The organism is Streptomyces sp. TS71-3, assembly GCF_018327685.1.
GTDB lineage: Bacteria > Actinomycetota > Actinomycetes > Streptomycetales > Streptomycetaceae > Streptomyces.
Genome location: NZ_BNEL01000001.1, coordinates 4,982,407 through 5,004,258 on the forward strand (window position 1 = coordinate 4,982,407; position 21,852 = coordinate 5,004,258).

At 72.9% G+C, this 21,852-nt stretch carries 17 protein-coding genes; 10 read left to right on the forward strand and 7 right to left on the reverse strand.

Annotation, left to right across the window (positions count from 1 at the left end):
• Positions 1-268 precede the first annotated feature (268 nt).
• The 3 genes from cmk to der all read left to right on the forward strand — a co-directional run bounded on the left by cmk (position 269) and on the right by der (position 3,480).
• Positions 269-931: a (d)CMP kinase gene (gene cmk, locus Sm713_RS20215; protein ID WP_212912144.1), complete on the forward strand. Its 663-nt coding sequence runs from the start codon at positions 269-271 to the stop codon at positions 929-931.
• A gap of 356 nt (positions 932-1,287) precedes the next feature.
• Positions 1,288-1,917 (forward strand): 1-acyl-sn-glycerol-3-phosphate acyltransferase, encoded by a 630-nt coding sequence (locus Sm713_RS20220; protein ID WP_212912145.1) that lies wholly within the window; start codon positions 1,288-1,290, stop codon positions 1,915-1,917.
• A gap of 69 nt (positions 1,918-1,986) precedes the next feature.
• Positions 1,987-3,480, forward strand: coding sequence for a ribosome biogenesis GTPase Der (gene der, locus Sm713_RS20225; RefSeq protein ID WP_212910977.1), 1,494 nt, complete (start codon positions 1,987-1,989; stop codon positions 3,478-3,480).
• A gap of 248 nt (positions 3,481-3,728) precedes the next feature.
• On the opposite strand, the gene Sm713_RS20230 is transcribed toward der, so the two are convergent.
• On the reverse strand, positions 3,729-4,682 hold the full coding sequence (locus Sm713_RS20230) for a class I SAM-dependent methyltransferase (RefSeq protein WP_212910978.1): 954 nt from the start codon (positions 4,680-4,682) through the stop codon (positions 3,729-3,731).
• A gap of 47 nt (positions 4,683-4,729) precedes the next feature.
• Between Sm713_RS20230 and Sm713_RS20235 the strand changes: the two genes are divergently transcribed.
• Positions 4,730-5,305, forward strand: coding sequence for a helix-turn-helix domain-containing protein (locus Sm713_RS20235; protein WP_212910979.1), 576 nt, complete (start codon positions 4,730-4,732; stop codon positions 5,303-5,305).
• A gap of 153 nt (positions 5,306-5,458) precedes the next feature.
• Here the strand turns inward: Sm713_RS20235 and Sm713_RS20240 are convergent, their stop codons facing one another.
• Together Sm713_RS20240 and Sm713_RS20245 are read right to left on the reverse strand one after the other, a co-directional pair.
• Entirely contained in the window at positions 5,459-5,860 is a 402-nt protein-coding gene (locus tag Sm713_RS20240; protein ID WP_212910980.1) for a hypothetical protein, read from the reverse strand.
• Between the two features lie 103 nt (positions 5,861-5,963).
• Entirely contained in the window at positions 5,964-6,917 is a 954-nt protein-coding gene (locus Sm713_RS20245; protein ID WP_212910981.1) for a hypothetical protein, read from the reverse strand.
• Between the two features lie 498 nt (positions 6,918-7,415).
• Between Sm713_RS20245 and Sm713_RS20250 the strand changes: the two genes are divergently transcribed.
• Together Sm713_RS20250 and Sm713_RS20255 are read left to right on the forward strand one after the other, a co-directional pair.
• Positions 7,416-8,684 (forward strand): glycosyltransferase family 4 protein, encoded by a 1,269-nt coding sequence (locus Sm713_RS20250; protein ID WP_212910982.1) that lies wholly within the window; start codon positions 7,416-7,418, stop codon positions 8,682-8,684.
• Positions 8,681-9,637 carry a hypothetical protein gene (locus Sm713_RS20255; RefSeq protein WP_283249785.1) on the forward strand — a complete coding sequence of 319 codons (957 nt, stop codon included), beginning with the start codon at positions 8,681-8,683 and terminating at the stop codon, positions 9,635-9,637. Before Sm713_RS20250 ends, Sm713_RS20255 begins: the two co-directional genes overlap by 4 nt.
• A gap of 73 nt (positions 9,638-9,710) precedes the next feature.
• Here the strand turns inward: Sm713_RS20255 and ctaD are convergent, their stop codons facing one another.
• Positions 9,711-11,414, reverse strand: a complete 1,704-nt coding sequence (gene ctaD, locus Sm713_RS20260; RefSeq protein WP_212910983.1) for a cytochrome c oxidase subunit I — start codon at positions 11,412-11,414, stop codon at positions 9,711-9,713.
• Positions 11,415-11,983: 569 nt separating this feature from the next.
• On the opposite strand from ctaD, the gene Sm713_RS20265 reads away from it, so the two are divergent.
• Entirely contained in the window at positions 11,984-12,199 is a 216-nt protein-coding gene (locus Sm713_RS20265) for an I78 family peptidase inhibitor (protein WP_212910984.1), read from the forward strand.
• A 95-nt stretch (positions 12,200-12,294) separates the two neighbouring features.
• Here Sm713_RS20265 and Sm713_RS20270 read toward each other — a convergent pair whose 3' ends face one another.
• Both Sm713_RS20270 and Sm713_RS20275 read right to left on the reverse strand, forming a co-directional pair.
• Positions 12,295-13,308, reverse strand: a complete 1,014-nt coding sequence (locus Sm713_RS20270; RefSeq protein ID WP_212910985.1) for a phosphatase PAP2 family protein — start codon at positions 13,306-13,308, stop codon at positions 12,295-12,297.
• Positions 13,309-13,559: 251 nt separating this feature from the next.
• Positions 13,560-14,702, reverse strand: coding sequence for a glycosyltransferase family 39 protein (locus tag Sm713_RS20275; protein WP_374196056.1), 1,143 nt, complete (start codon positions 14,700-14,702; stop codon positions 13,560-13,562).
• 480 nt (positions 14,703-15,182) lie between these two features.
• Between Sm713_RS20275 and Sm713_RS20280 the strand changes: the two genes are divergently transcribed.
• Positions 15,183-16,940: an MFS transporter gene (locus tag Sm713_RS20280; protein WP_212910986.1), complete on the forward strand. Its 1,758-nt coding sequence runs from the start codon at positions 15,183-15,185 to the stop codon at positions 16,938-16,940.
• A 256-nt stretch (positions 16,941-17,196) separates the two neighbouring features.
• Positions 17,197-18,387, forward strand: coding sequence for an acyl-CoA dehydrogenase family protein (locus Sm713_RS20285; RefSeq protein WP_212910987.1), 1,191 nt, complete (start codon positions 17,197-17,199; stop codon positions 18,385-18,387).
• Positions 18,388-18,500: 113 nt separating this feature from the next.
• Here Sm713_RS20285 and Sm713_RS20290 read toward each other — a convergent pair whose 3' ends face one another.
• Positions 18,501-18,944 (reverse strand): cell division protein SepF, encoded by a 444-nt coding sequence (locus Sm713_RS20290; RefSeq protein WP_212910988.1) that lies wholly within the window; start codon positions 18,942-18,944, stop codon positions 18,501-18,503.
• A gap of 1,846 nt (positions 18,945-20,790) precedes the next feature.
• Here Sm713_RS20290 and Sm713_RS20295 point away from each other — a divergent pair.
• Entirely contained in the window at positions 20,791-21,681 is an 891-nt protein-coding gene (locus tag Sm713_RS20295; RefSeq protein WP_212910989.1) for a S1 family peptidase, read from the forward strand.
• Positions 21,682-21,852: the final 171 nt, after the last annotated feature.

Here is a 21,852-nt window from a genome sequence, read left to right on the forward strand (position 1 = left end):
GGTGACGGGCCTTCCCGGAACGGTCCCGTGCTCGCCGGAACGTCGCGCGCCCGGCCCGGTACGCGCTCGGCCCCGTAAGAGGCGCGCCGACGAGCCAGTAACCTTGTGTGGGCATTCTCGTGCCCGCACCAGCCGCACTGCCCCCGTCGTCCCAGGGTGCGTACGCGTACGATCCGGTAGCCGTACGCACACGCCCGTATCAGGAAGGTGCCCGTCTCCTGTGGAAAACGCAGTCACCGCAGAAACCGCCGCCCGGACCGTCCCGGCCGTGATCGTCGCCATCGACGGCCCGGCGGGCACCGGTAAGTCGAGCACCTCCCGGGCCGTGGCGCAGCAGCTGGGACTGACCTACCTCGACACCGGGGCGCAGTACCGCGCGATGACGTGGTGGATGGTGAACAACGGCGTCGACGTCTCCGACCCGGCCGCGATCGCCGCCGTCGTGGACAAGCCCGAGATCGTCTCCGGTACCGACCCCGAGGCCCCCACCATCAGCGTGGACGGCGTCGACGTCTCGGGCCCCATCCGGACGCCCGAGGTGACCGCCGAGGTCAGCGCGGTGAGCGCGGTGCCCGAGGTGCGGGCCAGGATCACCCGGTTGCAGCGGGCGATCGCGGCGGGCGCGGAGGGCGGCATCGTGGTCGAGGGCCGCGACATCGGCACGGCGGTGCTGCCCGACGCCGACCTCAAGGTCTTCCTCACCGCGTCGCCCGAGGCCCGTGCCGCGCGCCGCAGCGGGGAGCTGAAGGGCTCCGACGTGCACACCACCCGCGAGGCGCTGATCAAGCGGGACGCCGCCGACTCCAGCAGGAAGACGGCCCCGCTCGCCAAGGCGGCCGACGCCGTCGAGGTCGACACCACCGATCTCACCCTCCTCCAGGTCATCGAGTGCGTGGTCACCCTGGTCGAGGAGAAGCGGGCCACGAAGTGACCGGCACCGAATCCGACACCACCGGCACGGAGCCCGCCGGGACGGCTCCGGGCTCCGATGCCGCCGAGGTCGGCACGGAACCCGCCGCCGCGGCCACGGTCACTGATCCCGCGACCACCGGCACGGCCTCCACCGGCACGGAACCCGCGACCACCGGCACGGAAAGTGTCACCGACACCACCGGCGCGGAGCCCGCCGCCGGCACCACCGGCACCACCGGCACGGAAGGCGCTGACGGGGCTGCCGCGGCCGCCGGTGCGGCGCGCCCGGCCACCGCCCCCGCCGCCTCCCGGCGCCCCGCCCGCGGGGCGGACCGCTCCGGCGCCGACGGCGAGCCGTCGTTCCTGGGGGCACGGATGGGCCGCCGGATCGGGATCGGCGTGATGTACGGGCTGTGGCGGCCCCGGGTGCTCGGCGCCTGGCGGGTGCCGGCCAGCGGGCCCGTGATACTGGCCGTCAACCACTCGCACAACATCGACGGCCCGATGCTGATGGGCACCGCCCCGCGGCCCGTGCACTTCCTGATCAAGAAGGAGGCGTTCGTCGGGCCGCTCGCCCCGTTCCTGCACTCCATCGGCCAGCTCAAGGTGGACCGCGCGGCGGCCGACCGCACCGCCGTCACGCATGCGCTGGGCGTCCTCCAGCGCGGCGGGGTGCTCGGCATCTTCCCGGAGGGCACCCGGGGGGAGGGCGACTTCGCGTCACTGCGCGCCGGACTCGCCTACTTCGCGGTGCGCAGCGGTGCGCCGATCGTGCCGGTGGCCGTGCTGGGCAGCACCGCGGCGCATAGCAGACTGGTACCGGCCCTGCCGCCGCTGCGCGCCAAGGTCGACCTGGTCTTCGGCGACCCCTTCCACGCCCAGCCGGACGGGGACGGCCGCCGCACCCGCAAGGCGCTCGACGCGGCGACCGTGCGCATCCAGGAACGCCTGAGTGCCCACCTGGAGAACGCCAGGCGCGCCACCGGGCGAGGCGCCACACTCTGAGCCGGTGGGACCGGCCGGCACGTGCCGGCCCGAACCCGCCGGCCCCACGAAGAACGAGGTACGGACTTCATGAACGACCAGATCCAGCCCGACGGCCCTCAGAACCAGGGCGCCGGACTCGGCGGCGACGAGCACGGCGCGCTCGGCGACGCCGAGTTCGCCCGGTTCATGGAGCTCGCACAGGAGGAGGGCTTCGACGTCGAGGACGTCGAGGGCGCCATCGAGGAGGCCGGGCACGGCCCGCTGCCGGTGCTCGCCGTCGTCGGCCGCCCCAATGTCGGCAAGTCGACATTGGTGAACCGCTTCATCGGCCGCCGCGAGGCCGTCGTGGAGGACACCCCCGGCGTCACGCGCGACCGCGTGACCTACGAGGCCGAGTGGTCCGGGCGCCGTTTCAAGGTCGTCGACACCGGCGGCTGGGAGCAGGACGTCCTCGGCATCGACGCGTCCGTCGCCGCCCAGGCCGAGTACGCCATCGAGGCCGCCGACGCGGTGGTGTTCGTCGTGGACTCCACCGTCGGCGCGACCGACACGGACGAGGCCGTGGTCCGGCTGCTGCGCAAGGCCGGCAAGCCCGTGGTGCTGTGCGCCAACAAGGTGGACGGCCCGAACGCCGAGGCCGACGCCGCCATGCTCTGGTCCCTCGGCCTCGGCGAGCCCCACCCCGTCTCCGCCCTGCACGGCCGCGGCACCGGCGACATGCTGGACGCGGTCCTGGAGGCGCTGCCCGAAGCGCCCCGGCAGACCTTCGCCGTCCAGGGCGGCGGACCGCGCCGGGTCGCGCTCATCGGCCGTCCCAATGTCGGCAAGTCGTCCCTGCTGAACAAGGTGGCCAAGGAGGAGCGGGTCGTCGTCGACGAGCTCGCCGGCACCACCCGGGATCCGGTCGACGAGATCATCGAACTCGGCGGCAAGGTCTGGCGCTTTGTCGACACGGCGGGCATCCGCAAGCGGGTCCACCTCCAGCAGGGCGCCGACTACTACGCGTCGCTGCGCACCGCCGCCGCCGTGGAGAAGGCCGAGGTCGCCGTCGTCCTCATCGACGCGGCCGACTCCATCAGCGTGCAGGACCAGCGCATCATCACCATGGCGGTGGACGCGGGCCGTGCGCTCGTCCTCGCCTACAACAAGTGGGACACCCTCGACGAGGAGCGCCGCTACTACCTGGAGCGCGAGATCGAGCGCGAGCTGGCGCAGGTGGCGTGGGCGCCCCGGGTCAATGTCTCCGCGCGCACCGGGCGGCACATGGAGAAGCTGGTGCCGGCCATCGAGACCGCCCTCGCCGGCTGGGAGACCCGGGTGCCGACCGGCCGTCTCAACGCCTTCCTCGGCGAGCTCGTCGCCTCGCACCCGCACCCGGTGCGCGGCGGCAAGCAGCCCCGGATCCTCTTCGGCACCCAGGCGGGCACCAGGCCGCCGCGGTTCGTGCTCTTCGCGTCCGGCTTCATCGAGCACGGCTACCGCAGGTTCATCGAGCGGCGCCTGCGCGAGGAGTTCGGCTTCGAGGGCACGCCGATCCATATCTCCGTACGGGTGCGGGAGAAGCGCGGCAGGAACAAGTAACGCGAGGCTGCGGCGACACGGGGCCGCGGCGACACGGGCAACCGCGGTGACACGGGGCCCGCGGTGACACGGGGCCCGCGGTGACACGGGCGACCGCGCCACGGATGTCGTCGCGCCGGTTCGTGGCCGTGCGCACGGCGGTGCGTGGCGCTGCACGTGATGCCACGGCCGCGCCCTCGCGACCCCGCGACTCCGCGCCCTCGCGACCCCGCGCCCTCCCGGCCGCGCGGGGTCCTCGCCGGGGATCCTCAGGGGAGCGTGGCCACCCATACCGTCCGTGCGGTGCGAACGGTGAGGTCGGGGCGGTTCAGGACGCTGTCGGGCCCGTTCTCGTCGGTGAGCGCGTCGAGGGCCGTCAGGTCCTCGACGCTCAGCTGCTCGTCGAGGGCGGAGCGGATCCGGCCCAGCGTCGCCAGCGCGAAGCGGCCGGCCGCCTCGGGCAGCGGCGGCGCCAGGTCGATGACGAAGGGCCGCTCGGCCCGTATGGCGAAACCGGCACCGGCCAGCCGGGCACCCCAGTCGGAACCCATCTCCGGCACGTGCTGCGCCTGGAATTCCGCCAGGGCGGCGTGACAGCGCGCTTCGAGGCCGGGAGCGCCGGGGCCCGCGTCGTCCGGCAGGAAGCGCGGCAGGAAGCTGTCCGCCTCGGTCACCACGAGCAGTCCGCCGGGCCGCAGCACGGACGACAGCTCGGCCAGCGCGCGGTCGGGGTCCCCGAGGTGGTGCAGGGACGCCGACGCCCAGACGAGGTCGGGCGTGCCCACGGACGGCCACGTCTCGTCCAGGTCGGCCTGCACGGTGTGCACGCGGTCCGCCATGCCGTGCGCCCGGGCCCGTTCGCGCAGGATGTGCAACATCGTCGGGGAGCTGTCCACGGCGGTCACATGGGCGCCCGTGAACTGCCGCAGCAGGGTGAAGGTGCCGCTGCCGGTGCCGCTGCCGACGTCCAGGATGCGGTGCGGTCGCCGGTCGCCGACCAGCTCGTCCAGCCAGCCGACCACCTCGTCCCGGTGGGCGCGCAGGACCTCGGCGGAGAGGTCCAGGTGCTCGGCAAGGGCCGCGTCGTCGGTGTCCCGGGTGTTCTCGGTGTTCTCGGTGTCGTCGTGCCCCGCGTGACCGGCGCCCGGCGGGGTTCCGTGCGTGTGATCCGCGGGCGCGTGCCCGGAATGAGATGCATGTGCGTGATGTGAGTGGTTCGCCATGTAACGACCCTAGGAGCTTCTTGCCTTGATGGCATAGCATCTTGCCTATGACGCAAGACGCCGACATCGACGCGCTGGTACGCAAGCGGATCAGGGGACTGCGTCTGGCGCGGGGCTGGTCGCTGGACGACCTGGCGGCCCGCTGCTTCCTGAGCCCGTCCACCGTGAGCCGCATCGAGACGGGCCACCGGAGGATCGGGCTCGACCAGCTCACCGTGATCGCCCGGTCCCTCGGCACGACGCTCGACCAGCTGGTGGAGTCGGTGCACGACGAGGACGTGGTGATCCGGCCGGAACGCGACGCGGGGCGCGGGGTGACCACGTGGCTGCTGAGCAGGCAGACGGGGCCGGGCGGTCCCATCGTCGCCAAGATGCGGTTGACCAGGCCGGTGCGGCGCGGTGCGGACGCCCTCAAGGTCCACCCGGGCCGTGACTGGTTCACGGTCCTGTCGGGGACGGTGGTGCTGATGCTGGCGGAGCGGGAGATCAGGGTGGAGACCGGCCAGGCGGCGGAGTTCTCCACGATGACCCCGCACGCCTTCGGGGCGCTGGACGGTCCCGCGGAGCTGCTGGGCATCCTCGACCCCGAGGGGCGGCGCACGCATCTGCGCGCGCTGTCCTGACGCCGGCCCGGGCGGGGCCGCGCCCGGACGAGGGGGCCGGCCGGTGGCGGAGGTTTGCCCTCCGTTTCTCCCGACGGCGCCCGGCCCGCGGGATGTGCAGGGAGTGCGGGGCGGCGGGTACGGCTGTGGTGCGGGGTGAGGGGGTGTGGGGGATCAGTGCTCGGTGCGGCGGTGCCGGGTGGGGAGCACGGCGGGCAGCAGTTCCTCGGGGCCGTGCGAGCGGCCGACGGGCCGCCAGATCCCGGTCTGGTAGAGCCCGCCGCGGTCCAGGGGGTAGGTCCCGGGCGAGGGCGCGCCGCCCGGGGCCTCGGGGTGCCCGTGCCCGGGGCCGCTGAGCTCGGTGCCGGGCCCCGGCAGGGCCGCAAAGCCCTTGAACCCGAGATCCTCCTCGCCGCTCCGGTCGCCCGGCAGGGTCCTGAACGCCATGCGGTACTCGGCGTAGAGCCTGTCGTAGATCGGCGTGGCCGAACGGCCGCCGGAGCGCTCGGGGGCGAGGCGCATCGCGGGGATCGGGTTCGGGTACGGGGGGCGGCGGGCGGGGTCGTAGGTCTGCACGTATGTGCCAACGACGTGAGGGGCCCGACGGATGCGGTCGAAATGCCGCTTTCGCAGGTGGCCGGGCATGGCAGCGGCGGGTCTCGGCCGTTCGGGGGAGTGGTCAGGTACCGCTGAGGGGCATCGCGGAGGCGACCAGCAGGCCGTGTGCGGCGGCGCGGTCCAGCGCCTCGCGGAGCAGGTCCTCGCGCGGCTGGCGGCCGATCGAGCCCACGGGTGCGGCGAAGACCAGGACCTGCTGCCGCTCGGCGGCCGCGATCCGCCAGCCGTCGGTGACCTGGAGCGGCTGGTGCGCCTGCCACCAGGCGACCGGTACGCCGTCGTGGCCCGGCTGGAGGACGGCGTGCAGTTGCCCCATGGAGAGCAGCACCGACCAGCCGGGCCGCAGGGGCGGGATCCGGTCCACGCTGCCGACCGGCATGAAGCCCTGCTCGATGAGCAGGGGCAGGAAGTCGTCGCCGCCCGGGAAGCCGGCGCGGGTGATGGGCCCGGTCGGCTCCACGACCAGCGCCGGGTGCAGCTCGCCCGCGACGAGCACCAGCCCGCTGGTGACCCCGAGCACCGCCTGCCCGGGCGGCACGTGACCCGGCGCCACGTACTCGGGCGCCTCCTCGCCCGGCACCGCCTGCGCGGGCGGCGCCTGGCCCGGCAGGCCCTCCGGCCCGCCCAGGGACTCGTATCCCGGCATGCCTCCGTGCCCCGGTACGGACAGCCCCGGCGCCTCCTGAGCCGGAACGCCGTAGTCCGGCACCATCGGCTCCGACCCGGGCGCGGGCGCGTCCTCCGCGGCGATGGAGCGCACCGCGCCCCGCAACTGCTCCTCGGTGACCTGCACGACCTGCGAGGGCAGGCAGGCGGCGTGGGCGAAGGCGAGCACGGCCGTCTCGTCGCCGACGAACAGGACCGTGCTGGTGCGCTGGCGGCCGGGGTCGCCGGGGGTGCGGCACGAGGTGCAGTCGTAGCTGCCCGGGGCGTTCTCCCCGGCGAGCAGCCGGTCGGCTTCTTCGTCGCCGATCTCGGCGCGTACGTCGTCGCTGACGTCGAGCATGCGCGGCACGGTGGCTCCTCGGCAGTCGGTCGGTGCGGGCGGGACCCGGACGGGCCCGGGTCCCGCCCATGCACAGGACAACGGGCGACGCGTGAGGGAGTCACGCCCCGCGGAGCACGGAATGGCACCGCCGGGCGGGCCGGTGGTCCCGGCTCGGCAGCGGCCGAGCGGAGCCGCGACATGGGGAGGATGACCGAAAGAGGTTTGTCCTGTGATGGGTGAAGTGCCGTGTTACAGTCCGAAAAAACTATAAAGCTCTCTGTGTGACGTTCGGTGGGTCGGGGTCCATACGGCAGGGCCCGTGTGCCAGGGCCCGTACGGCGGGGCACGTGTGACGGCGGAACCCGCGCGGTGTCCGCCTGTCCGAGATGGCCTGTTGGTTATCAGTGGCACAACTCTTGTGAAACAACACGGTGATGGCGTCCAACCCCCCTCTCCGCCCGCAGGTCGGACCCGGTGTCAGGCGGGCGCGACGATCGCCCGCGGCGCGCGAGAGTGCGGGGACGCATGCACATTTCCTTCCTCATCCACAACGGCTACGGGGTCGGCGGCACGATCCGGACCACCTACAACCTGGCGGCGGCGCTGGCCGAGCAGCACGACGTCGAGGTGGTCTCCGTCTTCCGCCACCGCGATTGGCCGCTCCTGCCGCCGGCTCCCGGGATCCGGCTGCGGTACCTCGTCGATACCCGGGGGGACGCGGCCGGCTCCGACCTGGACCACCCGGCATACCAGCGGCCCAGCCGGGTGTTCCCGCGCACCGACGGCCGCCACGTGCAGTACAGCGCGCTCACCGACCGGCGCATCGCCGAGCACCTGGGCGGCATCGAGGCGGACGTCGTGGTCGCCACCCGGCCCGGCCTCAACGTGCACCTGGCCCGGGGGACCAGGCCGGGGCCGGTGCGGGTCGGGCAGGAGCACCTCACGCTCGACAGCCACCCGCGCGTCCTGCGCGCCCAACTCCGCGCCGTCTACCCCCGGCTGGACGCCCTCACCACCACCACGCAGGCCGACGCCCGCGCCTACCGGGCCCGGATGCGGCTGCCCGGCGTGCACCTGGAGGCCATCCCCAATCCCGTGCCCACGCCCGCCGTCCGGCCCGCCGACGGCTCGGGGCGCTGGGTGGTGGCGGCCGGCAGGCTCACCGCAGTCAAGCGGTACGACCTGCTGATCAGGGCCTTCGAGACGGTCCGCGCCGAGCGCCCCGACTGGCGGCTGCGGATCTACGGCGGCGGCGACCAGAAGCAGCGGCTGCGGGCCCTGATCGACCAGCTCGGCCTGTACAACCACGTCTTCCTGATGGGGCTCGCCCACCCCATCGAGTCCGAGTGGGTCAAGGGCTCGATCGGCGCGGTGACCTCCAGCCTGGAGTCGTTCGGGATGACGATCGTGGAGGCGATGCGCTGCGGCCTGCCCGTGGTCTCCACGGACTGCCCGCACGGGCCGGGCGAGATCATCGCCGACGGCGTCGACGGGCGGCTGGTGCGGGTCGGCGACGCCGGCGCCGTCGCCCGCGGCCTGCTGGAGCTGATCAACGACGACGAACGCCGCCTGCGCATGGGCGAGGCCGCGGTCACGGCCGCCGAGCGGTTCGACCCGGCCCGGATCGCGGAGCGCTACAGCACGCTCTTCGCCGCGCTGGTCGCACGGGGCGGCGGGCCGCGCGGCGGCGGCTGGCGCGCGCCCCTGTACCGCGCGGGCGGCGCCCTCGCAGGCGGCGCCCACGCGGCGGGTGCCGCGGCCCGCGGCGCGCTCAGAAGGGGGCGCCCCGCATGACCACGCCCACTCCGGCACCGGCGCCCGACCGCGACGGCCCCCACCGCCCGGCGGAGAGCGACCGCGCCGCCCAGGGCACGCCCGGCACCGAGCGCGCCCGCGCCGGCGCCGCCAGGACCGCGCAGCATCCGGCGCCCCGCGCCGCCTGCACCGCCGACTCCACCGGTGACCTGGCCTTCCACGTCACCCACCCGCCCGCCGCTCCGGATGGCGGACCCCTGCACGTGCTGCTGCGCCGCCGGGGCAAGGACCCCGCGGAGGAACTCCGGCTGCCGCTCGTACCGCTGGCGGACGGGCGGCCGGGCGCCGTCCTCGCGCTGGCGCATCCGCTCGCCGAAGGCCGCTGGGACGCCTACCTGGAGGACCCGGGCGCCGGCGGGCCGCCGCTCCGCCTGGCACCGGGCGTCCACGATCTGCGCGCACTCGTCGACCGGGTCCCCGACCCCGCCGGCGACCCCGTCGCCGTACGCATCCCCTACACCACCAAGCAGGGCGACCTCGCCGTACGGAGCTGGCGGCGCCTGCCGCACGCGGAGGCCGGCGAACTGCACATCGCCGGTGGCACGCTGACCGTGCACGGAGTCCTCCACGCCGTCGCGCCCACCGAGCACGCTCACGCCGAGCTGCTCCGCCGCGGCTCGGGCACCGTGCTGCGCGCCCCGATCGCCGTCGACGGCAACGGGTTCCGCTGCACCGTCGCGTACCGGGTGCTGGCGGACGCCGCGCCGCCGGGCGTCTGGGACCTGTGGTTGCGCCCGGCGGGTCAGGAGGGGCCGCGGGTGCGGATCGCGCGGCTGCTCGACGACATCGCCGACAAGAAGCACATCTTCGCGTTCCCCGCGGTCCGAGTGGCGGGCGGCCGAGTCGAGGCGGGGCCCTACTACACCCTGGACAACGACCTCGCGGTGCGCGTCGAGCCCGTCGCGGACGAGGACGGCGCGGGCTCCGGCTGACCGGAGGGGCAGGTCGGCGGGACGATCCCGGGTCCCCGGCGTCCGCCGGGGACCGCGGGTCCGGCCGACGGGCTCAGGGCTCCGTGGGGCTGCCCGGCCGGTGCTCCGCCGCGGCCTGGCGCACCGGCTCGGGCGCGTACCTCGGGTGGTGCATGTCGAACGCCGGGGAGTCCGAGCGGACCAGCGGCAGCTTGACGAAGTTGTGCCGCGGCGGCGGGCACGAGGTCGCCCACTCCAGGGACCGGCCGAAGCCCCACGGGTCGTCCGAGTCGACCTTCCTGCCGTACCGCTTGGTGTGCCAGACGTTGTAGAAGAACGGCAGGTTGGACAGGCCCAGCACGAAGGAGCCGATCGACGAGATCATGTTGAGATCCGTGAAACCGTCCGCGGCCAGGTAGTCCGCGTAGCGCCGCGGCATGCCCTCCGCGCCCAGCCAGTGCTGCACGAGGAACGTCGTGTGGAAGCCCACGAAGAGCGTCCAGAAGTGGATCTTCCCGAGCCGTTCGTCGAGCATCTTGCCGGTGAACTTCGGCCACCAGAAGTAGAACCCGGCGAAGGTGGCGAAGACGACGGTGCCGAACACCACGTAGTGGAAGTGGGCCACCACGAAGTACGAGTCGGAGACCTCGAAGTCGAGCGGCGGCGACGCCAGGATCACCCCGGTCAGGCCGCCGAAGAGGAACGTCACCAGGAAGCCCACCGACCACAGCATCGGTGTCTCGAAGGAGAGCGAGCCGTGCAGCATGGTGCCGGTCCAGTTGAAGAACTTCACGCCGGTCGGCACCGCGATCAGGAACGACAGCAGCGAGAAGTACGGCAGCAGCACCCCGCCGGTGACGAACATGTGGTGCGCCCACACCATGATCGAGAGAGCGGTGATGGAGATGGTCGCGCCGATCATGCCCACGTAGCCGAAGAGCGGCTTGCGGCTGAAGACCGGGAGGATCTCGGTCACGATGCCGAAGAACGGCAGCGCGATGATGTACACCTCGGGATGGCCGAAGAACCAGAAGAGGTGCTGCCAGAGCAGCCCGCCGCCGTTCGCGGCGTCGAAGACGTGGGCCCCGAAGAGCCGGTCGGCCTCCAGGGCCAGCAGGATGCCCGCCAGCACCGGGAAGGCCAGCAGCACCAGGATCGACGTGAACAGGACGTTCCACGTGAAGATGGGCATCCGGAACATCGTCATGCCCGGCGCGCGCATGCCGATCACCGTGGTCAGGAAGTTCACCGCGCCGAGAATGGTGCCGAAGCCCGAGAGCGCCAGGCCCATGATCCACATATCTCCGCCGATGCCCGGCGAGCGCAGTTTGCTGTTCAGCGGTGCATAGGCGAACCATCCGAAGCTCGCGGCCCCGTCCGGCAGCAGGAATGCCCCGAGCACGATCAGGCCGCCGAAGAGGAAGAGCCAGTACGAAAACATGTTCAGCCGCGGAAAGGCCACATCGGGGGCGCCGATCTGAAGCGGCATGATCTCGTTGGCGAATCCCGCGAACGTCGGAGTCGCGAACAGCAGCAGCATGATCGTGCCGTGCATGGTGAACAGCTGGTTGTACTGGTCGTTCGAGACGATCTGAAGTCCCGGTCGGGCCAACTCGGCGCGCATCACCAGGGCCATGAAGCCGGCGCTCAGGAAGAAGCCGAACGACGTGATGAGATAGAGGTGGCCGATCTTCTTGTGATCGGTCGTGGTCAGCCAGTCGACGATGATGGCGCCGGGACGCCTGACCTGCGCCGGCCGTTCGGCCTCTGCGGTGGCCTGCCTGGTCCGCGTGTCCATCTCTGCCCCTCGCCGTCGACCCGGGCCGGCCGGAAACTGACGCTTGACGTGCGCCCGGACGGTACCGAGGGGAACCTGCGCGGGCTTGAACGGACAATATGACCGCCGCCGTTCCACGGCATTTCGGAAACACTGCCGAAAACGACCGTATCAGCGCACCGGCCGGGTGGCGCGGCGTCAAATACCCCGGCGTTTCGCGGTCCCTCGGGAGCGCGGTAGGTTCTTATTCCCGGCCATCCGTACCGCAATTCACGGGGAAGCCGGAATAACCCGAACGGCGGACGGACATTCGGGGGAGCCGGCGTCGTGATCCTGTGACGGAAGTGTGACAGCCCCGGGACCGGTGACGGAAGGTTGCCGACTACGGGGTGCCCCAGGGGCCGGTCGGTGGCGAGCGCGGGTGGTGCCGGTCCCGGTCTCCGCTTCCGGCCCCCGGTCCCCGATCCCGGGGCGCCTGCCCGGTCCGGGGACCGGCTCTCGGCGCCGGTGCGCGCCTGCCGGACGCGGGTGCTCCTCCGGGGGGCCTGATCGGCTTTCCCGGTCCGTCCGTGGCGCATACGGTGGCCTGCATGGCACCCATACCCACGCCCCCCGCGGAACCAGAGGACGACCTTCAGGCCTATGTGGGCCTGCCGGTCGAGGAGGCAGAGCGGCGGGCACGCGAGCGCGGCTGGTCCACCGTCAGGTCGCTGGCCCCCGGGACGGTCATCACCATGGAGTACCTCCACGGGCGGCTGAACTTCGAGGTCAAGGACGGCGCCGTGCACCGCAGCTGGAAGGGCTGACGACGCCGGGGCCCGGGACGCAGCCAAGTGGCTGGTTCCCGGGCCCCGGCGTGAAGAGGCAGGCCGGCCCCGCGGCGCACCGCGGGGCCGTTCGCTCAGGCCCCGGTCAGGGGGCGCGTCGTGGAGCGCGGTGGCCGGTGGTCCGTGTGCGGCGGACGGCGGCTGCCCGCCGGGGTCACCGGAGAGCGCTCGGAGCGCGCGGCGTGCGGGCTCTGCGCCAGGTGGGGCGCGGGACGCCCCGGGCGTGCCGTGCCGACCGGCTCGCGCTCCGGCGCCGCCTCGGCCTCGGGGACCTGGGGCGGGAAGAGCGCCGGTGGGGCCGCCGGGGGCCGCCCGGGCACCGTGCCCCGGCGGCGGGCCAGCAAGGCGGCGCGGCGGTCCAGGATCCAGGCCTCGGCCCTGGCGATCAGCGGCTCGCACCACGGCAGCGCCAGCAGGACCAGCAGGCCCGCGGCCCAGCCGAGCAGGACGTCGCTCAGCCAGTGCGTGCCCAGGTAGACGGTGGTGAGGCCGACGCCCAGGGCCACCACCGCGGAGGTGGCGGACAGGTAGCGGCGGGCCCGCGGGGTGGACGCCAGATACGCCAGGATGCCCCAGGTCACCACTGCGTTGGCGGTGTGGCCGGAAGGAAATATATCCCCGCCGCGCCACATCTCGTTCGACCCGATCACGGTGGCGTAGTGCGGACCGAGGCGGCCCATGCCGATCTTGGCCGCGCCCACCGTGGCGTTGAGCAGCAGCAGCGCCGCGCCCAGCGACAGCAGCGGGCGGAGCGTGTGCTGCCGCCAGGAGCGCCAGCCCAGCCAGGCCGCCACCATCGTCGCGGTCGGGCCGCGCTGGCCCAGGACGACGTAGTAGTCCAGGAAGGCGTGCACCTGGGGCCACTGCTGGTAGGGGCGGAAGAACATGACCTGCCAGTCCAGGCGGACCAGCCATGAGGTGGTCACCACGGCCCACACCATGGCCAGGTAGAAGGCCAGGGTCGAGACCAGGAGCACGACCCTGTGCCGGCTCATGGCCGGCACATCTAGGCCGGCCGGCCGCTCCGGCTCACGGTCCAGCCGGGCGAAGACCCGATCCAGACGGGTGAGGCATCGTTCGGTACGCACAAAATCGACGTTACAGGGAGTGAGCTGAGGAGCAGCTCGAAACCACGGCTTTGTGATGACGATGTGATGTGGGATTGCTCTCAACTGGGCGTTTATTTAAAGCGTATTCACAATGTCAGGAACGGCTTCTCGTTCCATTGCAAGGATCCCTCTTATGGGTGCTTTATGAGCCAGCCCCACAAAACTTGTTCACCTCTTGCTCGTTCAGATTTTCCCGTCCGCTCACCCCTGCCGGAGGCGCCGGGGCGCTGTCAGGGCGGCCCCGAACCGTTCAGCCAGAACGCCCCGTACACCGCGGAACCCACCGCCGCGAGCGCGAGCACCAGCGCCGACCTGCGCGGTCGCGCCCGGGCCAGGGCCACCGCGAGCGGCAGCAGCAGCGGGAAGGCGGGCAGCAGCAGCCGGGGCTTGGAGCCGAAGTAGCTCTGCGCGCCCAGGGCGAGCGCCACGACGACGCCGGAGTACACCAGCAGCGGCAGCGGTTGGCGGTCGCGCACGCCCCGCACGTACAGCCACAGCAGCAGCGCCACCCCCGCGACCAGGGCGAGCCCGGCGAACACCGAGGGGAAGCCGGACAGCAGCCCGGCCGTGAACCGCGCGAAGGCGAGGCCCCCGTCGAAGCCGTTGCCCCACTGCCCCTGCACGTCCAGGTAGCCGGCCACGCCCCGGCCGGTGCGGTGCCCCACCCACAGCACGTAGCCCGCGGCTCCCAAAGGGGCCAGCAGCACCCCGAGGACGGTCCGCCAGGTCCACCGCCGCTCCCGCACCGCACACCAGGCCGCCACCCACACGGCCGCGGCCGCGGCCATGCCCACCGGTCGGGTGAGCCCGGCCAGCGCGGCGAGCGCTCCGGCAGCGATCCAGCGCCGGGTGAGCACCGCGTACAGCGACCAGGCCGCGAGCGCCGTGAAGAGCGACTCGCTGTACGCCATGGACTGCACGACCGCCACCGGCAGCACCGCCCACAGCAGCGCCGCGCAGACCCCCGCGCGCCTCCCGTACAGCCGGTCGCCCACCGCGAAGACCCCCCAGGCGGCGAGGAGCGAGGCCGCCCAGGACGTCAGGAGGCCGGCGTCCGCGTACGACAGCGGGCCGACGGCCGAGCCCAGCCGTTCCAGCCACGGAAGCAGCGGGAAGAACGCCAGGTCGGAGTGGACGGTGCCGTCCGGCAGCCGCACCTGCCAGTCGTAGCCGTAGCGGGCCACCCGCATGTACCAGAGCGAGTCCCAGCGCGCCGAGAGGAGCTGGTGCGCGCTCTTGCCCGCCGGCGCGCTCCACAGCACCAGCAGCACGACGCCCAGCGCGCGCACCGCGGCATAACCGAGCAGGGCGGGCGCGGCGTGCCGCAGCGCGCCCACCGTCCGTGAGGGCAGCCGCCCCGCCTGCCGCAGCACGTCCGTCCAGGGCCGCGGCGGACGATGATCAAGCTCGGTCACGTGCTCGATTATTGCTGGTGGCCCGGCTCGGGCAGGCGTGTTTCACCGTCCGTGTCGACCGGACGGGGCGTGCGCGGGGGCACCGCGGGTAGCTTCCGGAGGGATGGAAGACCGGGGCGTGCGCCGTGGTAGAGGGGCGCCGGAGGCCGGGTTGCGGACCGTATGCGCATGCGCCGGAGATCGGGATACGGACGGGCGTGACGGCGCGGGACCAGGGTGACAGGAGTGGCGCACACCACACCGTGTGAGGGAATCGGAAGGGGATGCGCCACATGACTTCCTCCGGATCTCGCGTACGCTGGCCGCTCACCTGCCTATCGCCGCGGGAGCCACCGCGCAGTCCGGCGGCGACGGCCGGTAACGCCGATCTTCCGCACCGAGGCCGCAGCAGCACCTGGCGGCCCCACCGGAGGCGGGGGTCATCTGGGAGGTACGTACATGTCCGGGACGACCACGGCCGCGGAACACCCCGCGGGCGCCACCCGGCATCGCCACCGGCAGCGCCCCGGCCGCCTGGACGGGAGCCGTGAGGCCAACCGGTGGCTCGTCCTCGTCGTGCTCTGTGTCAGCCTGCTGCTCGTCGCGGTGGACGCCACCGTGCTGCACGTCGCGGTTCCGGCGGTCAGCGAGGACCTCAGGCCCGGAGCCATGGAGCTCCTGTGGATCGTCGACGCCTACCCCCTCGTCTGCGCCTCGCTGCTGATCCTGTTCGGCACGCTCGGCGACCGCGTCGGCCGCAGAAGGATCCTGCTGCTCGGCTACGCGCTCTTCGGCATCGCCTCGGCGGTGGCGGCCTTCGCCGGCAGCGCCCAGGTGCTGATCGGCGCCCGCGCGCTGCTCGGTGTCGGCGGCGCGATGATCATGCCCGCGACCCTCTCCATCCTCCGCCAGGTCTTCCCCGACCGGCGCGAGCGCGCGCTCGCCATCGGCATCTGGAGCGCGGTGGCCGCCGTGGGCGCGGCCGTCGGGCCGCTGCTCGGCGGCTTCCTGCTGGAGCACTTCTGGTGGGGCTCGGTCTTCCTCGTCAACATCCCGCTGATGATCGTCAGCCTCCCGGTGGGCCGCTGGCTGCTGCCCGAGTCGACGGGCGACGGCGACGGCCCCTGGGACGTCCTCGGGGCCCTGATGGCCGCGGCCGGGCTGTTCGGCGTGGTGCTCGGCGTGAAGTGGCTCGGCAGCGGCAGCTCGCTGCTCGCCCCGCAGGCGCTGGTGCCGCTGCTGGTCGGGGCGGCGCTGCTCGTCGCGTTCGTACGGCGCCAGCGCGGGCGTGCGCAGCCGCTGGTCGACCTGCGGATGTTCGCGAAGCCGGCGTTCACCACGTCCGTCGGCTGCATCGTGCTCGCGATGCTCGCCCTGGTCGGCCTCGAACTGATCGCCGCGCAGTACCTGCAACTGGTACTCGGGCTCTCCCCCCTCCAGACCGGGCTGCGGCTGCTGCCCCTGACCGTCGCGGCGATGGCGGCGGGCCTGGCCGGATCGAAGATGCTGCAACGGTTCGGGCCACGCGCGATGGTGGCGTTCGGCTTCTGCCTCACCGCCGCCGCCGTGCTCGTCCTGGCCCTGATGGGCGGGCACGACGACCCGCGGCTGATGCTCGGCGGCTTCGTCCTGCTCGGCTTCGGCCTGGAGACGACGCTGTTCGGCGCCTACGAGTCGATGCTCAACGAGGCGCCCACCGCGCAGTCGGGCGGGGCGGCCGCGATCGGCGAGACCTCGTACCAGCTCGGGGCCGGGATGGGGATCGCGCTGCTGGGCAGCGTGATGAACGCCGCCTACGCCCCCGGCCTCTCCGCGGTGCGCGGGGTGTCCGGGGCCGACCGGAGGGACGCCGGGCACTCGCTCGGCGAGGCGTACGAGGTCTCCGGCCGGCTCGGTGGCCATGCCGGGGCCGCACTGCGGTTCGCCGCCCGGACCTCGTTCCTGCACGGGCTCCATGTGACGCTGCTGGTCAGCGCGGGGCTGCTGCTGCTCGGGGCGGTGGCGTCGCTGCGGCTGCCCAAGGTGATGGACTGCGGGCCCGACACGGAGGCGGACGGGAAGCCGGACGTGGAGGTGGCCCCCGGCGGGGCCGGTGCCGCTGCGGTTGCCGGTGCCGTGCCGACGCCCCGGGGCCCCGAGCGCGACCGGTCCGCGGTGGGCGGTTCAAGGCCCCGCCGCGGCCGCCGGGCGCCGTCCCTCGGCGACACGTCACGCTGATGCGGCCAACCGGCCGCGTTGCGCGAGACGGCGCGCGGCCCGTACGGTCGGAGCCAGCAGGTTAACGGTGCTAGTGCCTCGGCGGGCGACGTTCGCCCCGTCGCGACGCCCGGCACGCACTCTCGCCGCACCGGCCGAAAGCCCAAGTACGTCCAGTACGGGGACTTCCGGCCGGCACGCCGAGAGCACGCACCGAACGCCGCTCCTTGCCGGGCAAACGTCGCCCGCCGAGGCACTAGTTTCTGCGGAGCCAGCCATGCCCCCTACAGCGAACCCGCCGGCGTTCGACCCGGAGGACCCCCTCGGGCTCGACGACCTGCTGAGCAGCGAGGACCTGGACATCCGCAAGACCGTCCGCGGCTGGGCCGCGGACCGCGTCCTGCCGCGGGTCGCCGACTGGTACGAGACCGGGGAGCTCCCCGAGGTCAGGGAACTCGCCCGCGAACTGGGCGCGCTCGGAGCCCTGGGCATGTCGCTGGAGGGCTACGGCTGCGCCGGCGCCAGCGCCGTCCAGTACGGCCTGGCGTGCCTGGAGTTGGAGGCCGCCGACTCCGGAATCCGCTCCCTGGTGTCCGTGCAGGGCTCCCTCGCCATGTACGCGATCCACCGCTTCGGGTCCGAGGAGCAGAAGCAGCACTGGCTGCCGCGGATGGCGGCCGGCGAGGTCATCGGCTGCTTCGGCCTCACCGAGCCGGACCACGGCTCCGACCCGGCCGGCATGCGCACCCGCGCCCGCCGCGACGGCACGGACTGGGTGCTCAGCGGCCGCAAGATGTGGATCACCAACGGCTCGGTCGCCGGAGTCGCCGTCGTGTGGGCGGGTACCGACGACGGCGTGCGCGGATTCCTCGTCCCTGCGGACGCCCCGGGCTTCTCCGCGCCCGAGATCAAGCACAAGTGGTCCCTGCGGGCCTCGGTCACCAGCGAGCTCGTCCTCGACGACGTCCGGCTGCCCGCCGACGCCGTGCTGCCCGGGGTGACCGGGCTGCGCGGCCCGCTGAGCTGCCTCGGCCACGCCCGCTACGGCATCGTCTGGGGCGCGATGGGGGCCGCACGGACCTGCTTCGAGACGGCCGTCGACTACGCCCGCAGCCGGGAGCAGTTCGGCCGGCCGATCGGCGGCTTCCAGCTCACCCAGGCCAAGCTCGCCGACATGGCGCTCGAACTGCACAAGGGGATCCTGCTCGCCCACCACCTCGGGCGCCGCATGGACGCCGGGCGCATCAGGCCGGAGCAGGTCAGCTTCGGAAAGCTCAACAACACCCGCGAGGCTCTGGAGATCTGCCGGACCGCGAGGACGATCCTGGGCGCCAACGGGATCTCACTGGAGTACCCCGTGATGCGGCACGCCACGAACCTGGAGTCGGTGCTGACGTACGAGGGCACCGTGGAGATGCATCAGCTCGTGCTGGGCAAGGCGCTCACCGGGCTCGACGCCTTCCGGTAGGCCTCCGGCCCGGCGAGCGGGACCGGAGCGGCCGACGGCGATCGGGCGGTCGGAGGGGGGGCCGGGGATGCGGCCGTGCGACCGGGGGCGGTGCACCGGCGAGCGGCCTTGCCTCAGCTCTGGTTGAAGAACCCGTCCGAGGGACGGGCGACGGCCGCACCGCTGACGATCTCGGTGTGGGCCGGGGTCAGCAGGAAGACGCGGCTGGCCACCCGGTCGATCGAACCGCGCAGCCCGAAGATCAGCCCCGCCGCGAAGTCCACGACGCGCTTGGCGTCGGCGGGCTCCATCGCCGTGAGGTTCATGATGACCGGGACACCCTCCCGGAACATCTCGCCGATGATGCGGGCGTCGCGGAAGCTGTCCGGGGTGACCGTGCCGATCCGCTGGCCCTGGTCCTCGGCCGTGTCGCTCGCGACGCGCACCCGCGGGTCGGTCACCCAGGCGTCGGCGGTCCCCCGCTCGGGACCGTCTTCCTCGTAGCCGTCGTAGTAACGCTCGTCATCGTTGTCGTCGACGAGGCCAAGCCAGGCACTCGCCTTGCGCACCGATCCCATGGACGCCTCCTCTCGCCGCGGTCATTCTCCGATCCGCTTCATCCCTATGGTTGTCCATGATGCTGATGCTGCGCCAAGGGGATAGTCGCCGCGCGGGGAATTCGTGACGGTACTGGTGCACACACATTCCCCCCTGACGCCTTGATACTCAAGGCTCGTGCGGTGCACGGCTGCTGACTGTGAGTGAAATAATATTCTTCGCGGCGTCCGGGTGACGGCCGGAGCGTCCGGGTGAACGCGTCAAGCTCCGTACGACGCCGCTGGTCACGCCCGGGTGACGGGCGTCCGCCGGCGGTTCCGCCGGATACGGGGTGTCACCGTGACCGGGCCGGCAAACAGGTCGGAATCCGTTGTGCGGGCCTAATCCGCCTCGTTCGGTCGCGTTACAGAGCAGAGACATTTTTTTATGGGGACATGTGTTCGGAAAAGCCGGGCCCTCCGGCATCGGCCCCACTGCCGGCGAAGCGGAGTGACCGGCTCATCTCTCCGGCCTCCGCCCGGCGCCGCACCGCGAGATGGCCGGTTCGTGCGCCTGGTGATCGGCCATGACCGTCCATCCGTCTTTGTTCTGACGGCACCTCAGTCCATATGCCGGACGAACGCCCGGCGCACCGCGTGCCCCTGCCCGCCCCGGGGCGTGCGCGGCGATCACCGTATGGCAGGGCACTGACAGCGTGTCAGGAAGCTGATCCGGGGGTGTCGGGGACGTCTCGTGCCGTGCGTTCCCCGAGAGCGAGGCGGAGTTGCGCGGAACTCCGCGGGCGTCAGCGACGCGACGCCGCGTGCACCCGATCGAGGCCGGCGCGCGGGCGCGAGGCCGATCGCGGCGGTGCGTGCGTGTACGCAACAGGAACGCGTGTCCGTAGGGACGCCGGCCGAACATGAGACGGGCGGCTCACGCCGCGGACGACCGTTGACGGGCCCTCGCGAGGGTGTCGCGTGGCGCCCGCGGAGCGACCGGTGCCGAGGGGGCTTGGGAGGTACGGGAGGTCTGGGTGAACAGGGTGATTCACGTGATCCAGGTGATCCGGGTGATCCGGGAGGTCCGCACTCGCCCAGCGCCCTGTGCTCGGTGCTGGGTGCCGAGCGCCGGCGCCGGACGCCGGACGCCGGGAAGCGTGAGCCCTGGGGGAGGCGTGAGTCCGGCGGAGGGCGCGGGGATCGCGGGGGCGCGAGTCGCGCGCAGGCGCGAGCGCCCGGAGCAGGACCGTGGGGACGGTTGGATTCCGGCCATTCGGCGCGACCGCTGCGTCCGCCGGGAGAGCTGGGTCACCGCTGCCGCGGGGCCACGCAGGGGACGCGGTCGGCTCACGTCGACCCGCGGGGCGCGGGGGACCGCGCGACCGTCTCCGGCGCGACTCCCGGAGCGAGGAGGGCCTCCCGCTCCCTCGGGTCGGCGGGACGGCCCGGGGGAGGGGAGCCCGGCCGCCGGCGGGCGTACTTCCCGCACTTCGGAGCAGCGGGGGACGATCGGCGGCGGGGTGCCCGCCGCGCGGCCGCTTCGGCGCCCCTCGGGCACTCCTGACGCGGTGTCCGATGCCGTGCCCTCGCCCCGCTCCGGGACCTCCCGCGGGAACCCCATTGGCCGCGCCGCCGTCACACGCAGGACTGATCAAGACGAGCCCGGTGGCGCGCGGAAAAACGCAGGCAGGCCACCGGGGCAGGTCGTCGTGTGCGCGCAGACGGCCGAAAGGCGCCCTTGTGCCGGACGTCACACGAACAAATACTCCGATCAGCGCTTGTCAGGAGCACGGCGTGTTCGGAATCCGGACCGGTCTCCTGGCTGCGCCTCACCGGGCCCCGACCCCACGCGGGCCCCCCGACTTCCCCCAGGAGGGAACGAGCAGTGAGGATCAAGCGCACCACCCCCCGCAGTGGTACCGCGAGACGGACTCGGCTGATCGCCGTTGCGACCGGAATCGCGGCCGCAGCCGCTGTCGCCGTCCCCGCGGCGAACGCCGACACGGGCCGCACCTACAGTGCGACCCAGCTCGCGGCGGTCAGCGACTCCGTTCTCAAGGCCGACGTGGCAGGCACCGCCTGGTCCGTCGACCCGACCACCAAGCAGGTCAACGTCAGCGTCGACAGCCGGGTCTCCGAGGCGGACATCGCCAGGATCCAGTCGGCCGCCGGTGCCAATGCCGGCGCCATCCACATCAGGCACACGCCGGGCACGTTCAAGCCCCTGCTGTCCGGCGGTGACACCATCCAGACCACGCAGTGGCGCTGCTCGCTCGGCTTCAACGTCCGCAGCGGCTCCACCTACTACTTCCTGACCGCGGGCCACTGCACCGACGGCGCCGGCACCTGGTACAACTCCTCCGGCAGCGCGATCGGCAGCACCTCGGGCTCCAGCTTCCCGGGCAACGACTACGGCATCGTGAAGTACGCCTCCGGCGTGAGCCACGACGGCACCGTGGGAAGCCAGGACATCACCAGCGCCGCCACCCCGGCCGTGGGCGCGTCGGTCACCCGTCGCGGCTCCACCACCGGTATCCACACCGGCCGCGTGCTCGGCCTCAACGCCACCGTCAACTACGGCGCCGACGGCATCGTGAGCGGCCTGATCGACACCAACGTCTGCGCGGAGCCCGGCGACTCCGGCGGCCCGCTGTACGGCGGCTCCACCGCCTACGGCCTCACCTCCGGCGGCAGCGGCAACTGCTCCTCCGGCGGCGAGACCTTCTTCCAGCCGGTGACGGAGGCGCTCAGCGCCTACGGTGTCTCGATCTTCTGACCGGTCCCACCTGACCGATCCGCTCCATCTGCCTGATCTGTTCCACTGATTCACCTTGGTTCTGCTTGGTTCACCGATGGGCCCTCGCTACGCGCGTTGCGTGGCGGGGGCCCATTGCTGTCTTTAGACCTCGTCCATGCCGAGTTGGCTCCATCGTTTGGCCATGGAGGG